The sequence below is a fragment of the Sphingomonas montana genome (assembly GCF_001956315.1).
Classification (GTDB): Bacteria; Pseudomonadota; Alphaproteobacteria; order Sphingomonadales; family Sphingomonadaceae; genus Sphingomonas_R; species Sphingomonas_R montana.
On sequence record NZ_KV887141.1, the window covers coordinates 131,868 to 145,994 of the forward strand.

Below are 14,127 nucleotides of genomic sequence, written 5' to 3' on the forward strand. Positions count from 1 at the left end.
TTGCAACGCTTTTCGGAAAAGCGTGTGGCTCCCCGGGCCGGAGCATGACCAGCGTTCGCTGACATTCGCTGATGGTCGGTAATTGCTGAAAATGCGCGGCATTTCGTTGCTTACTGTTCGCACCTATTCGTTGACGTTTGCCCGCTACCGTGTGAAAACGTGGGAGGAAGTGGGGGAGCAGATTTGTCCGGTTTGACTATCATGGGTGTTAAGTCGGCGAAAGCTGGGCGGCATGGGGACGGCAGAGGCCTGTACCTGCTGGTTGGCCCTACCGGATCAAAGTCTTGGCTGCTGCGGGTTCAAGTCGGCGGGACGCGTCGTGACATCGGCTTGGGTTCGGTCTCTGACCTGAGTCTGGCAGAAGCCCGAGATAAAGCCGCGGCACTGCGCAAGGCTGCCCGGTCTGGCCTTGATCCAGTTGCCGAGCGAGACAAGGACCAGCGCCGCGTACCTACGTTCGCCGAAGCAGCAGCGTCCTGCCACGCCGATCTGCAGGCTGGCTGGGCTCCTAAGACTGCGGGAGGCTTCCTATCGTCCTTGAAGACCCACGCATTCCCAGCGATTGGCGGCCTGCGCATTGACTTGGTTGATGCATCGCACCTTCGCGATATGCTGGCGCCTATCTGGACGAAGAAACCTGAAATGGCGCGCAAGGTCCGCCAGCGTGCTGGCATCGTCCTGAACTACGCAAAGTCAAAGGGTTGGCGGGAAACCGAAGCCCCGGGCAAATCCGTTACAATTGGGTTGGCGCGGCAGGGGGCGGGCCGGAACTACGCCTCAATGCACTACGCCGACGTCCCCGCCTTTGTCGCAAGAGTCTCAGCCATGCCCGAGACAGTCGGACGGCTGGCGTTGTTGTTCGCGATCCACACGGCAAGTCGCTCGGGTGAGGTGCGTAAGACGCGTTGGTCGCACATCGATTTGGAGCGCAAACTTTGGAATCGGCCTGCCGCCCTAATGAAAGGCAAGGTGCCGCATACGGTTACGCTGACGGAACCCGCTATCACCTTGCTGCAGCATGCGGCCGGGCTTCGAAAGGGTGAAGAAGACGACGACGTGGTGTTTCCGAGCGGAAAGAATACTGCTTTGTCGGACATGACGCTGTCAAAAATCATGCGCGACATGAAAGTGCCGTTCACGGTGCACGGGTTCCGCTCGTCGTTCCGCGACTTCGCTGCTGAGCAGATGTCGACGATCCCCGATCCGGTCGCGGAGGCGGCGCTGGCGCACGTCGTACCTGACAAGGTGGAGCGCGCGTACAAACGGACGTCCTTCCTAGAACTCCGTCGGACGCTGCTAGATGCGTGGGGGAAACATCTCGTTCCGGGTACGCCGTCGGTCGTCGACACTAATGGTTGATGATGTCGCGTGGGACGCGATCGCTTAGTTGCCCGGTATCACAGCCGTTCAGTTACGACACTCAAGTCGTCGACTAACGGGGCTAAGGCGACTGCGGCTTGTCGCCGTGACAATTCAAGTGCACCAGCCAGCCCCATCAAAGACAACCCGCTCATGACGAGGTATCCACCCGCCCCGACGCGCTCGTAGAGCGTGCCAGATCCGAGCGTCGCAAGGCCTGAGAGCAGACCGAAGGCCATGGCGCCGTTGATTTGCTGTGCCACCGACGCATCGTCGTGGCAGGTGAACCGCGCCGTGAGCTGCAGCGACGCGAGAAACGGAGCGCAGAGCGTCAGAGCATGGAGGATTTGTAACGGCCAGAGCATCCAGAGCGGCGGACGAGTGGCGAGGGCGGTCCATCGCACAACCGAAGCCAAGCCGGCTACGATCAGCAGCCTCTCCGGCGTCAGCCTGCGGCGCCAGGGTTCCATGAACCAGAGAAACGCGACTTCGGCGGCCACACCCAGGCCCCAGAGCAAACCGGCGGTGGCCGCGTCGATGCTCTGTTCGCGCCAGATCAGAACCGAGAAGGCGTAGTAGAACGCGTTCGCGGCCTGGATCAGGCCAGCGGCGACGATCATCAGCATAAACTTGGGATCGCGCATCAGGTCGTGAACCACGGACGAGCGGGCACACGCGTCGGTACGCGGCCCCGCTTCAACCGTCATGTCCGGCGGGAGAAGCAGACGTGAAGCGAGGACGGCTAGGGCGACCATCGCGGCCGTGCCGAACAGCGCGACCGGCGCACCGAACGTCGCCAGCGCCAGGCCGGCCGTGATGTTGCCGCCGACATACGCGGCGGATCCCAGGCCCCTTGACGTTGCATAGGCGAAGCCGTCGCGGTCAGCGCGTCGCAGCACGATCACGTCCACAAGCGGCGAACACGCGCTCACCGCCGTTGCGGCGACGAACCATGCGACCGCCAGGGCGGCGAAGCCGTCGAGAAGCGCCATCGACGAATAGGCGGCCAGCGCCAATGCCAGCAGGATGATGACGGGCCTTCGCCGCAACGCGAAGCCATCCGCCCAGAGACCGAGCGCCGGCCCGGTGACGATGCGGGCCAGCATCGGCGCAGCGAGGATCACCCCGATCTGTTCGCCGCTGAGGCCCGCCGCGCGGAACCATAGCGGCATATAGGGGGATGCGATCCCGTTCCCCGCATAAAGCGCAGCATAGACGAGACCCAGGCGAAGGGCACCGGCGAACGCCGGGCGTAACAGGCCTACCGTTGCCACCAGTCAGGCGATGCTGGCGGCGGTGTAGCGGCGCAGGTCCTCGGCGTAGAGCTCGGGTTCCTCCCAGGCGGGAAAGTGCCCTCCCCGGGGCATGACGCTGTAGCGTCGGACGTCGTATAGGCGCTCAGCGAGTTCGCGCGGTGGAAGCGCGAGATCGTGCGGCCACACCGCAACCGCCGTGGGTACGCGGACATAGTCGCCCGCCGCCAGCGGGGGGCGGAGCCGTGTGCCCTCATGGTAGTATCGGACCGACGAGCCGATCGTGTTGGTTGCCCAGTAAATCATTAGGTTGTCGATCAGCGTCTCCATCGGCCACACGGAGAGCAGGTCGCCGCCGCAGTCCGTCCAGCCATGGAACTTCTCCGCGATCCAGCTCGCCAGCCCGACCGGCGAGTCTGCCAGACCGAACGCGAGCGTCTGCGGCTTGGAGCTCTGGATCGCCTGATACCCGCCCTCATCCCTGCTCCAGGCCGCAGCGCGACGCGCATAGGTCGCTTCGCCTTCCGTTGACGGCTGATCGCCGGGCCGGTCTGGCCTAGTCGCAACGGCGGAAACGTGCAGAGCAATAACGCGTTCGGGGTGGTGCAGCGCAATCCGCGTCGCCACTCCCGATCCGATGTCCGTACCCGCCACGACGAAGCGTTCGTAGCCGAGGGCCGTCATCAGCTTCGGGTAGAGGTCTGCCGGCTCGATCTGATAGGGACGGCTAGGCCTGTCCGAGTAGCCGAAGCCCGGGTGCGTCGGGATCACGACATCGAATGAGGGATCGCCGCTCAGGAGCAGAGGTACGAGGCGCTGGTACTCGACGAAGCTCGACGGCCAGCCGTTCATGAGCAGCAACGGTACGGGCCTGTGGCCATAGCCGCGGAAGTGCAGGAAGTGCACGCCATATTCATCGATCGTCACGCGACGATGTGGAAGCTGATTGAGGACCGCCAAGCGTTCCCGCCAGTCGTAGTGATCCCGCCAATGGGCGATCAGCGTTTCAAGGAAGCTGCTCTGCGTTCCCTGACTCCAGTCCGCCGTCACGGCGTCGTTCCACCGCACGGCTGCGAGACGACGATTAAGGTCGTCCATCATATGCTGATCGAACGGTATTTCGAATGGTACGATCATGCTCGCCTTCCTTGCTTGCGCGGCGCCTGCGAGTCCCGTTGCAGCGATCAGCTCGACGGCGTCACGGCGCTTCAGCACGGTAGGCTAGACGTGGACATTATTTATTACCATCTAACTACATTGACCGGTAACTGCAAGGACAGAGCAATGCCTGAACATCGCGAAGGAACCCCAACCGAGCTGCGCGATCTCGAATCCTTCCTCTGGTGTGACTTCGATACGATGGCGGCATGGCGGGACTGGATGAAGACGCGCCGTTTCGATCGACACGAGGCGGCGGCGAGTTTCGCCCTTGCAGGCGAGGTCCAGAAGGCGCTTCGCTGTCTCGAGGCCTCGAACAACGGCATCGCCGTGTCGGATGACGTGGCGAAGGCAATGGACCTGCTCAACCTCGTGATCGAAGAACGCCGGCTAAGGCCAAGGATCACGGCTGACGGCGTTCGTGTGGATGCCGATCCGGGCGACCCGGTCGGCCACGTTCTTCAGATCGCGATCCAGGCGATGACGACGTACGCATGGCCGCGTTTCAAGCTATGTCAGGACCCGTCGTGTCGGGCATCCTTCTTCGACAGCTCGAAGAACGGCAGCAAGGTCTGGTGCTCGATGGAACTATGCGGCAGTCGTAACAAGATGCGGCGGCACCGGGCGAGAGCCGATGCAGCCACAAATAGCGTCATCGTGTAACGAAACTCGCCTGGGACGGCCGGGCATTTCCCTAAGTTTGCAGTCGTCAGAATGTCCGGTCGCGGGACCAGCACAAACGGGGGTCATCGAAGTATCTATTTCCCGGCGTAGGACTGTGAAGGGCAGCCCGTTACCTCACATGTGGTCATTTTTGCGAGAACGAGTGCCCTAGCAACGCAAGCAGCATTCGATGAACTGCATCGAGGCAGGATCACCGTCGCTGGTTGGCATTTCAGCGGTCATTGATCGTCGCTGAACGCGATCAGCGCTTGAACGGGCGGTCGAGCTCCGCCTGAGCAAAATAGGCCGATGCCCCTTCGACAGGCTCAGGACAGGCTTGCGCAGGATCTCGTTGGGCTGGGGCAGCTCGCGAACCTGGCGTTCCAGCGCCTTCACCTTGTCAGCGACCTCGGCCGCGACACCTGCGCGCTTGCCGCTATCGATCTCGGCCTTCTTTACCCACTCATGCAGCGTCCGCGGCACGCAGCCTATATTCTCCGCGATCGACACCACCGTCACCCACCTGGATGAATCATCCCGCTCGTGGTCGAACACCATCCGTACCGCGCGCTCCCGGACCTCGGGGACAAACTTGTTCGTCGTCTTGCTCATATCGGCTCCACCTTCTCAGGAATTGGAGCCTCCGACAAACCCGGGGCGGTGCGGTGCTCAACGGGACATTCAGGTCCGCGGCGATCCTCGCGCCAGCGCTCGCGGACTCATGCCTATTCCATAGGACTTCCTTCCATTCCAACGAAAGGATCGCACCATCAAACCGGGGGATCAAACACCTTTGGTTTTCATCCGGGCGCTGTCTGGATGTTGCGGCTGACCTGAACTTGGAACTGTCATCCCGGCGAAAGCCAGGGTCTCGCTTCGCTAGAGTGCTTACCTCCACAAGGGAGGCCCCGGCGTACACCGCGACGACGGAGTGGGACTCAAACTACACCAGCCTGCTGCCACCCACCGCCGAGCGAGCGGAACAGATCGACCTGCGCCGCCGCGATCCGGGCGTCCGCCGTCGCCAGATCGGCGTCCGTATCAGCAAAGGTGCGCTCCGCATCGAGGACTTCAAGGAAATCGATCTGTCCCTCGCGCTGGCGGGCGCGGGTGATGCGGGCGGCGCGTTCGGCGTTGTTGCGCGCCGATTGGAGCTGCGTCCGGCGGTCCAGTTCCCGCGCATAGTTCGACAGCGCGGTCTCGGTTTCCTCCAGCGCATTTAGCACGTTGCCGTCGAAAGTTGCGAGTGCACCGCGGGTATCGGCCTCCGCCCCCGCGATCCGCGCCCGCGCCGCGGACTGGTTCAGCGACCAGTTCAACAGCGGCCCGAGCAGCCAGCGGATCGGCCCGCCGGTGAACAGGTCGCCCGCATTTATCGCGGTCGACCCGACCTGCCCACCGAGCGAGATGCGCGGATAGAGGTCCGCCGTCGCCACCCCGATCCGCGCGGTCGCCGCGGCCAGCCGGCGTTCGGCCGCCCGCACGTCGGGCCGCCGGGCGAGCAACGCCGCGCCGTCCCCGATCGGGATCGGCCGGTCGAGCCGCGGCGTCGTGGTCCGCGCGCCAGCCGCAGCGGGTAGATCCTGCGGCGCGCGCCCGGTCAGCGTCGCCAGCCGGAACAACGCCGCCTGCCGCTCCGCCGCGATCTGCGGCACCAGCGCGGCACGCTGATCGCGTAACGCCGCGATCCGCACCTGATCGAGTCGCGCGGCACGCCCGGCCTCCACCCGCTTGCCGGTCAGCAGAGCCGACCGGTCGAGCAGCCCGACGATCCGCTGCGCCACCGCCAGCCGTTCCGCGGACGACGCCGCATCGACATAGGCGCGCGTCGTTTCCGCTACGATCGACACCCGCACCGCATCGGCATCGGCCGCCGCGGCCCCGACATCACCGCGCGCGGACTCGATGTTGCGGGTGATCCGCCCGGCCAGGTCGACCTCGTAACGCACGTCCAGCCCGACATCATAGGTCGCGCGGTTGCGATCTAGGTTGGGGAGCGACTGAAGCTGCGACGCGCGGCCATAGTTGCCGCTTGCGCCCAGATCGACCTGCGGCTGACGCTCGGTCCGCGTGCCGCGCAGCACCGACCGCGCGCGATCGAGCCGCGACACTGCCACCCGGATATCGGTGTTCGCCGCCAGCGCATCGGCGACGAGGCCGTCGAGGACCGGATCGCGGTACATCCGCCACCAGTCGTCGGCCGGCGCTTCCGCGGTCGCGGCGGGCGTGACCGTGGAGAAGGCCGCGGCCGCGCGGGGCGGCGTCACCGGCGCGCGATAGTCGGGACCCGCCGCGCAGGCGGCAAGCGCCAGCGTCGACAGCGTGGCGAGAAGGGCGGTCTTCATCGTATCAGTTCCCTATTCGGCGGGCTGGAGGGTCGGCGTCGCATCGGGTTTCCGGCGGCGTTCGAACCGCAGGGCCAGCGCACGCGCGACAACGTAGAAGGTGGGCGTGAACAGCAGGCCGAACCCGGTCACCCCGATCATGCCGAAGAACACCGCGGTCCCCAGCGCTTGGCGCAGCTCAGCGCCTGCACCCTTCGCGATCACCAGCGGCACGGTGCCGAGGATGAATGCGAAGCTGGTCATCAGGATCGGCCGCAACCGGTCCCGCGCCGCGCGGACGGCGGCCTCCATCGGAGTCAGCCCGTCGCGGTCCTCTGCCTGCTTGGCGAATTCCACGACGAGGATCGCGTTCTTCGCCGCCAGTGCGATCAGCACGACCAGTCCAATCTGCGTCAGGACGTTGTTGTCCATCCCCCGCAGGTTCACGCCGGTCATCGCGGCCAGCAGACACATCGGCACGATCAGGATGATCGCCAGCGGCAAGGTCAGGCTCTCATATTGCGCGGCGAGCACCAGGAAGACGAACAGCACTGCCATCCCGAACACGATCGCCGCGGTGCTGCCGGCCGACTTCTGCTGAAACGCGATCCCGGTCCACTCGCTGGCATAGCCGGCGGGCAGGGCGGTCTCGGCCAGCTTCTCCATCGCGACCAGCGACTGGCCGGACGAGAAGCCCGGTGCCGTGTCGCCATCCACCTCGACCGCGGGGAAGAGGTTGTAGCGAACCACGCGGTACGGCCCGGTCTTGTCGCGGAACGTCGAGACCGACCCCACCGGCACCATCGCGCCGCTGTTCGACCGCGTCTTCAGGTTGGCGATATCCGCGGTGGTGGCGCGGAACGGCGCATCGGCCTGCGCCGTCACGCGATATGTCCGCCCCAGCAGGTTGAAATCATTGACGAATGCCGATCCGAGATAGACTTGCAACGCCTCGAATACACGCTCCGGCGGGACACCCAGCAGGTTGGCCTTGGCGCGGTCGACATCGGCGAAGATGCGCGGCGTGGCCGTGTCGAAGAAGGTGAAGACCTGCGCCAGCCCCTTCGTCTGGTTCGCCTGGCCGATCAGCGCGCCCGCGGTCTTGCCCAGTTCCTGATAGCCGTGGCCACCCTGGTCCTGTACCATCAGCCGGTATCCGCCTGCGGAGCCGATCCCCTGGATCAGCGGTGGCGGAATGATCAGCAGCCGCGCTTCGGTGATATCGCCCGTCGCCTTGCGCGCCTCGTCCATGATCCCGGCGAACGTCACGCCGAGCTCCTGTCGTTCCTCGAAGCTTTTCAATGGAATATACGCCGCAGCTGAATTCGGTGCGAGCGTCTGCGACGGCCCGTCGAACCCGGCGAGCATCACCGCGCCCTTCACGCCGGCCAGTGGCAGGATCCGCTTGGCGACCTTTTGCATCACCGCGTCGGTGCGCTCGACAGAGGCCCCGGGCGGCAACTGGATGACGGTCAGGAAGTAGCCCTGATCCTGCGCGGGGACAAACCCGGTCGGCGTCACCGCGAACACCACGGCGGTGACACCGATCAGCGCGGCATAGCCGATCATCATCCGCTTCGGCGCGGCCACCAGCTTGGCGGTCAACCGCGCATAGGCGTCGCTCATCCGCTCGAACCCGCGGTTGAACCAGTCGCCCGCGCGGCGTGTCACGCGGACCAGCCGGTTACCGCTCTCGGTCGTCACGTTCGGCTTCAGCAGCATCGCGGCCAATGCCGGCGACAGCGTCAGCGACAGCAGCAGCGAGATGATCGTCGCGGTGGAAATGGTCACCGCGAACTGGCGGTAGAACGCACCCGACAGACCGGTCAGGAACACCGTCGGCACGAACACCGCACACAGCACCAGCACGATCGCGACGAGCGCACCCGACACCTCGTCCATCGACGTCCGCGCCGCCTCCAGCGGAGTCAGGCCATGCTCCAGGTTGCGCTCGACATTCTCGACCACCACGATCGCATCGTCGACCACGATGCCGATCGCTAGCACCAGCCCGAACAGCGACAGGTTGTTCAGCGAATAGCCCGCCGCCGCCAGCACCGCGAAGGTGCCGATGAGCGAGACCGGGATCGCCACGATCGGGATGATCGCCGCGCGCCATTTCTGGAGGAACACGAGGATGACGAGCACGACGAGGAACATCGCCTCGATCAGCGTGTGCTTCACCGCGTCGATCGACTGCGCGATGAACTCGGTCGGGTTGTAGATGACGCGATATTCCAGGCCCTTGGGAAACTTCTTTGACATCGTTTCCATCTCGGCATTGACTGCCTCGGCCGCCGCCAGCGCGTTCGATCCGGGGCGCTGGAACACAGCGGCGATGACCGTCGGCTCCCCGCTCAGGTAGGTGTTGGCGCCGTAGTCCTGCGCGCCCAGCTCGACGCGCGCGACGTCAGACACGCGGACCTGACGACCCGACGCATCGGTGCGGATCACCACATCGGCGAACTGTTTCGGATCGGTCAGCCGGCCCTGCGTCTCGACGTTCAGCTGGAACGCGGCGCCCTGGTCATAGGGCGGCTGCCCGAGTGTACCCGCCGCGACCTGGACGTTCTGCGCGCGCAACGCCGCGACGATCTCGCCCGCCGTGAGGTCGAGCGCGGCGGCGCGGCCCGGATCGATCCAGACGCGCATCGCATAGTCGCGCGCGCCGAACAGCCGCACGTCGCCCACGCCGTCGATCCGGCTCAACCGGTCGCGCACCTGGGTCAGCGCATAGTTGGAGATATAGCCGCGATCGAGCGACCGGTCGGGCGACACGAGGTTCACCACCATCAGAAAGTCGGGCGACGTCTTGCGCGTCACCACGCCCAGCCGCTGCACATCCTCCGGCAGTCGCGGCACGGCCACCGACACGCGGTTCTGGACCAGCACCTGGGCCGCATCCAGGTCGGTGCCGATCTTGAACGTCACGGTGATCGTGACGTTGCCGTCCCCGGTCGATTGCGACGACTGGTACAGCATGTTGTCGACGCCGTTGATCTCCTGCTCGATCGGCGCGGCCACCGTTTCGGCAACCGTTTCGGCCGACGCACCCGGATAGGTCGCGCTGACCGTCACGGTCGGCGGCACGATGTCGGGATATTGCGACACCGGCAGCGCCATGTAGGCGATCGCGCCCACGATGGTGATGATGACCGCGATGACGGCCGCAAAGATCGGCCGGGTGATGAAGAAGCGCGAGAAGCGCATGATGTCTGTCCTCGAACAGGAGGGGGCGCGGTGCGCCGTTCCCCGCCCGGGAGGGCGAGGTCGGGAAGTCGATCAGAGTGAGCCGAAAGCTCCGGGCGTCAGCTGGCCAGCGTGGCCTCGCCCGCGACCGGCTGGACCGCCGTTGGCGTCGCGACCGAGGCCTGCGGCGTGATGCGGCCGAGCTTGGGCTGCACCGGCGATCCGGGCATCGCCATCTGCGTCCCGGTGATCACGATCCGGTCGTTCGGACCGATCCCCGACCGCACGATGCGCAAGCCGCCGACCACCGGGCCGAGTTCGACCGGCTTCGCCACCACCATGTTGCGGCGGTCGACGGTCAGCAGGATCTTGCGCGCCTGGTCGGTCTGGACGGCATCGTCGGGCACCAGCATCGCGGTCCGCGTGCCGGCACTCGCCAGCCGCATGTTGCCGAACATACCGGGCGTCAGGAAATAGTTCGGGTTGGACAGCACCGCCCGCCCGCGGATCGTGCCCGACCGCTGGTCCAGCCCATTGTCGGTGAAGTCGAGCCGCCCGTGCCAGCGATGCTCCGCCTCGTCCTGCAGCCGGATTTCGACCGCGGCGGGGGCCGCCCCGGCACGCCGTGCACGCTGGCCCTTGAGGAACAGCGCTTCGGACCCGTCGAACGTGAAGTAGATCGGGTCGAGCGCGTTGATCGTGGTCAGCACGGTGCCGCCGGTGCCTTCGCCGCCCGCCACCTGGTTGCCCGCATCGACGCGGCGATCGGAGATCCGCCCGCCGATCGGGGCGCGGACCTGCGTGAACGAAACGTCGAGCGCGCGCGCCCGGACGCGCGCCTGCGCCGCAGCAAGCGACGCCTGTGCCGCCTGCAACCGACCACGCAACGCGTCGACCTCACCGGCCGACACCGCCTCGTCCGCGACGAGCCGCTGCGCGCGACCCAGATCGGTCCGCGCCAGCGTCAGCGCGCTCGACGCACTCGCCGCATTGGCGCGCGCCTCGGCCAGCGAAGCGGCAAACGGGCGCGGATCGATCGTGAAGAGCAGCTGCCCCTTGCGGACGATCTCGCCGTCGCGGAAATGGACCGCGGTCACTTCGCCCGCCACGCGCGGCCGGATCTCGACCGTGCGGCTCGGGGCGAACCGCCCGACATAATCGTCCCATTCGCTCACCTGGCGGACGAGCGGCGCGGCCACCGTGACCGCGGGCGGGGCAGGGGCCGCCACCGCCGCGTTCGGCTGGTCGAACATCTTCACGCCTACCGCACCGAGCAGCGCCACCGGCATCAGCACCATCGCGCCACGCTGCCAGGCCGGGCGGCGGCGGCGCACATCGGGCTGCACCGCGTCGGTCCGCGAAATCGGGGTATCCATGTTCATGCCGATCCGCTCCGCTTCGTCGCGCCAACGCGCATGCCGGTCACGCTGGTGACCAATGTCTCGATCTGCTGCTCGGCGAACCCGGCGGACAGGAACCGCTCGATCTCCGCCTTGGGAAGCGCGAAGCCATGCCGCCATGCGTAGACCGCCATCCGGCGCAGCGCCTCCAGCCGCGGGTCGGCGAGCCGCGAGGGCGTCTCCTGCCCGAACAGGCTCCCCATCGCGCGCGACAACCGGCTCGGTTCGCTCAGGCTCCGCAACGTGTCGCGCTTCGCCAGTGCGATCACGCTCCATTCCAGCGGGCGGAAACCCGCGTCCGCCGTTGCGGCGGGGCTGATCGTGGCGGCTGCATGGGCGAAGCTGCGGGCGGCGGGTGCGAACATGTCGTCGATGTCCAGATAGGCCATGGGGAAATTCCTCGCGGTTCAAGGCGGATGGGCGGGGGACGCAAGCCGGCGGCCACCGACGGACCATCCGTCGGCGATGCGCCGTTCGGCAGACGCAGGAAGACATTCGCGATCGCACGGGCGACACGCGGTATCCGGTCAATGATGGGTGTTGAAACGGCCGGAGCCGTAAGGTTAGGTGCGGATGATCATTGTCGCTGGTCCCCCGGTTGCGGACCCCGTTGCGGGGGACTGCTTCGATACCAGTCGGTATATAAACGTGAGGTTCATCGCGTCAATCGGCTTTTGTACCGCGCGGTAGATTTATTTGGTGGGCCAGACCGCCATGCTGGTTTCGACCAACTGGCGCAGTTCTGCACAGGTCGCGCCGGATCCGCCCTGCAACGCCATGCCCTGCATGATCGCGAACAGGTAGCGCACGAGCGCCGCGGGCTCGAGGCCTTCGGGAAACTCGCCGTCGGCCTTCGCCTGTTCGAATCGCCGGACGATCGCCGCCTCGGACGAGGCGCGGCGCTTCATCACCTCCGCCTTGATCGGCTCGGCTTCGACTCCGCAAGCCGCGGTGCTGATGACGCCCAGGCACCCCTTGGGATCGCAGGTGCTGGTCTGCATTTCCAACGCGCCGCGCAGCAGCCGCTCGGCTACCGCACGTGCCGTCGGCGCTTCGACCGCGGAGGTCATGTAGGCCAGCTTCTCGCGTTCGTAGAGGTCGAGTGCCTTGTGGAACAGCGCTTCCTTGTTGCCGAATGCGGCATAGAGACTCGGTTTGGTGATCCCCATCGCCGCCGTCAACTCGGCCATCGACGCGGCTTCATAGCCGTTCTTCCAGAACACGCGGAGTGCGGCCGCCAGCGCGGTTTCGAGATCGAACTCACGCGGGCGACCCTTGCAGATCGAGATCTTGGGCAAGCTATTCATACCGAACGGTATATAGTGACGCGGTAGCGCCGGTCCAGTGTGACACTTCGGCGTCGGGCGGGACCCTGGTGTCAGGTGTTGATCGCATGCGACATGAACGGGACGACGAACAGCGAGAGGACGAGCACCAGCACGGTGGCGATCAACAGGTCGCCGCCGAACCAATGCGCGACATGTTGGATAGCGAAAACTAGCGCCCCAGCCACGCCGGTGCCTATCGCCGGTCGGGTCCATCCGCGCGCTTTGAGGATTCTCGATGGCGTGACTTTTGACATTTTCCGACTGCGACCAATCGGCAAGACCTTGTCGCGGAACGCCCCTTGCGGTGTCCTTCTGTTACGAAAAATTGGGGCGCTCTGTTCGGATCGCGCTTTGCCGGTCCATGATCGCGCCTCGTTAGCAAAAAGACGTTCCGAAGGACTGTGGACAAGACCCCCATCCATTCGCGTTCGGCATCCAGTCTGCGTCGTTGCCAGCTTGAGCCGGGATCCAATATGAGTTTCCGCAAAATCAATATACGCCATGATCTTTCGCCCGAGCGGTTCCTTTTGGTCACGGTTCGCCAGTCACCGGAAGCGGAGCGTGACGCGCCACTGTCAGGTGGGAAGCGGGAAGGTACGAAGCCGTCCAGGATGTTGTCGCACTGAAGTTCGTTGACACGACTTCTGTACCGCTCGGTATTCGCCCGGCGATGGCACGTCGACGCATTTCCGTACCGATAAGTAGAAAACCGGTTCGTGTTCGGGCTGACGGGCTCGGCGATCAGCGGATATGCTCGACCTTGACACCCTTGACCTGCACCTTCTTCCACTCGCGATCGGCGGTGAGGGCGGGAACGCCCAAGCATCGTGCGTCGACTGGTATGGCAACGCCCGCCCGATCTTTATCGGCGACCGAACCTTCGCTCTGATGGGTTACGAGCTGGTCGAGGGGCGGGTGCAGGGCGGCCGCATCAATGAGGTGCGGCGGCTGAACTTCGCCCCGTCAGGGAAGGGAACGCCGTAATTGCCGGCGAGCGAGTCGCGTCGGCTCAGCGGTAGGCTCCTGGTCATGCTGGTTGCTGGACCGCTGTTCGTCTGGCTGTTCCTTTAACCCGGCTACGCCGTTTCGACGTGGATCGCGGCGTTCAGCTACGCCGATGTGATGCTGGCGTTCGATCTGATCCACGCGATAGAGTAAGCGGGGATAAGCGTTGACGTCGTTATGAACCAATGACCGATGTTGGGAAGCAGCTATGACGATGTGAACGGCCGGAAGTGGGTCCAAGCGGCCGATGGAGAAACGGCGCTCCGCTCGAGACCTGTCGCCGGCCAGGCGCGATGACGTCGGCAATAGTTAGTCGCTGCCGTGTTGCCCGGTCAGCGGGGGATGACGATAGTCACGCGTCGGTTCCTTGTACGGCCTTGTGCGTCATCCTGCCCGTCGGGCGTAAGGTTTGAAGCGACCGGCTCCGCCTCACCACGGCCGTCCGCCT

11 protein-coding genes, 1 pseudogene and 1 other annotated feature are annotated in these 14,127 nt (G+C 65.4%); of the genes and pseudogenes, 3 read left to right on the forward strand and 9 right to left on the reverse strand.

The genetic code is table 11. The features are described from left to right. The first annotated feature begins 201 nt into the window (after positions 1-201). Positions 202-1,359 carry a tyrosine-type recombinase/integrase gene (locus BKY59_RS02625; protein ID WP_076068542.1) on the forward strand — a complete coding sequence of 386 codons (1,158 nt, stop codon included), beginning with the start codon at positions 202-204 and terminating at the stop codon, positions 1,357-1,359. Positions 1,360-1,397: 38 nt separating this feature from the next. Here the strand turns inward: BKY59_RS02625 and BKY59_RS02630 are convergent, their stop codons facing one another. Both BKY59_RS02630 and BKY59_RS02635 read right to left on the reverse strand, forming a co-directional pair. Further along, entirely contained in the window at positions 1,398-2,633 is a 1,236-nt protein-coding gene (locus BKY59_RS02630) for an MFS transporter (protein WP_206362000.1), read from the reverse strand. 3 nt (positions 2,634-2,636) lie between these two features. Beyond that, the gene (locus BKY59_RS02635; RefSeq protein ID WP_076068564.1) at positions 2,637-3,749 is read right to left on the reverse strand and encodes an epoxide hydrolase family protein; all 1,113 of its coding nucleotides are present in this window, start codon (positions 3,747-3,749) and stop codon (positions 2,637-2,639) included. Between the two features lie 147 nt (positions 3,750-3,896). On the opposite strand from BKY59_RS02635, the gene BKY59_RS02640 reads away from it, so the two are divergent. Next, complete coding sequence (locus tag BKY59_RS02640) at positions 3,897-4,433, forward strand: CGNR zinc finger domain-containing protein (RefSeq protein ID WP_076068543.1); 537 nt, start codon at positions 3,897-3,899, stop codon at positions 4,431-4,433. A 229-nt stretch (positions 4,434-4,662) separates the two neighbouring features. After that, positions 4,663-4,741 (reverse strand) — a sequence feature (AL1L pseudoknot). Here the strand turns inward: BKY59_RS02640 and BKY59_RS02645 are convergent. From BKY59_RS02645 to BKY59_RS18190, 7 genes and pseudogenes are all read right to left on the reverse strand, one after another. Beyond that, positions 4,679-5,045 (reverse strand): annotated as a pseudogene (locus BKY59_RS02645) (transposase); the annotation flags it as partial. (Overlaps the previous feature by 63 nt.) A 326-nt stretch (positions 5,046-5,371) precedes the next feature. Beyond that, a complete protein-coding gene (locus BKY59_RS02650; RefSeq protein ID WP_076068545.1) occupies positions 5,372-6,778 on the reverse strand; it encodes an efflux transporter outer membrane subunit in 1,407 nt (468 codons plus the stop codon). A 12-nt stretch (positions 6,779-6,790) separates the two neighbouring features. Further along, complete coding sequence (locus BKY59_RS02655; RefSeq protein WP_076068546.1) at positions 6,791-9,967, reverse strand: efflux RND transporter permease subunit; 3,177 nt, start codon at positions 9,965-9,967, stop codon at positions 6,791-6,793. A gap of 98 nt (positions 9,968-10,065) precedes the next feature. Continuing rightward, a complete protein-coding gene (locus tag BKY59_RS02660; RefSeq protein WP_076068547.1) occupies positions 10,066-11,328 on the reverse strand; it encodes an efflux RND transporter periplasmic adaptor subunit in 1,263 nt (420 codons plus the stop codon). After that, positions 11,325-11,735 carry a hypothetical protein gene (locus tag BKY59_RS02665; RefSeq protein ID WP_076068548.1) on the reverse strand — a complete coding sequence of 137 codons (411 nt, stop codon included), beginning with the start codon at positions 11,733-11,735 and terminating at the stop codon, positions 11,325-11,327. Before BKY59_RS02665 ends, BKY59_RS02660 begins: the two co-directional genes overlap by 4 nt. A gap of 303 nt (positions 11,736-12,038) precedes the next feature. Further along, positions 12,039-12,653 carry a TetR/AcrR family transcriptional regulator gene (locus tag BKY59_RS02670; protein ID WP_076068549.1) on the reverse strand — a complete coding sequence of 205 codons (615 nt, stop codon included), beginning with the start codon at positions 12,651-12,653 and terminating at the stop codon, positions 12,039-12,041. A 71-nt stretch (positions 12,654-12,724) separates the two neighbouring features. Then, on the reverse strand, positions 12,725-12,859 hold the full coding sequence (locus BKY59_RS18190) for a hypothetical protein (RefSeq protein WP_276205474.1): 135 nt from the start codon (positions 12,857-12,859) through the stop codon (positions 12,725-12,727). A 565-nt stretch (positions 12,860-13,424) separates the two neighbouring features. Between BKY59_RS18190 and BKY59_RS17880 the strand changes: the two genes are divergently transcribed. Next, entirely contained in the window at positions 13,425-13,658 is a 234-nt protein-coding gene (locus tag BKY59_RS17880; RefSeq protein ID WP_206362001.1) for a hypothetical protein, read from the forward strand. The last annotated feature ends 469 nt before the right edge of the window (positions 13,659-14,127 follow it).

What these genes read in the sequence shown, in the direction of transcription:
- BKY59_RS02625 (WP_076068542.1), top strand. Translation starts at nt 202, where the DNA reads ATGGGTGTTAAGTCGGCGAAAGCTGGGCGGCATGGGGACGGCAGAGGC.
- BKY59_RS17880 (WP_206362001.1), top strand. Translation starts at nt 13,425, where the DNA reads ATGCTCGACCTTGACACCCTTGACCTGCACCTTCTTCCACTCGCGATC.
- BKY59_RS02650 (WP_076068545.1), bottom strand. Translation starts at nt 6,778, where the DNA reads ATGAAGACCGCCCTTCTCGCCACGCTGTCGACGCTGGCGCTTGCCGCC.
- BKY59_RS02640 (WP_076068543.1), top strand. Translation starts at nt 3,897, where the DNA reads ATGCCTGAACATCGCGAAGGAACCCCAACCGAGCTGCGCGATCTCGAA.
- BKY59_RS02660 (WP_076068547.1), bottom strand. Translation starts at nt 11,328, where the DNA reads ATGAACATGGATACCCCGATTTCGCGGACCGACGCGGTGCAGCCCGAT.
- BKY59_RS02665 (WP_076068548.1), bottom strand. Translation starts at nt 11,735, where the DNA reads ATGGCCTATCTGGACATCGACGACATGTTCGCACCCGCCGCCCGCAGC.
- BKY59_RS02670 (WP_076068549.1), bottom strand. Translation starts at nt 12,653, where the DNA reads ATGAATAGCTTGCCCAAGATCTCGATCTGCAAGGGTCGCCCGCGTGAG.
- BKY59_RS02655 (WP_076068546.1), bottom strand. Translation starts at nt 9,967, where the DNA reads ATGCGCTTCTCGCGCTTCTTCATCACCCGGCCGATCTTTGCGGCCGTC.
- BKY59_RS02635 (WP_076068564.1), bottom strand. Translation starts at nt 3,749, where the DNA reads ATGATCGTACCATTCGAAATACCGTTCGATCAGCATATGATGGACGAC.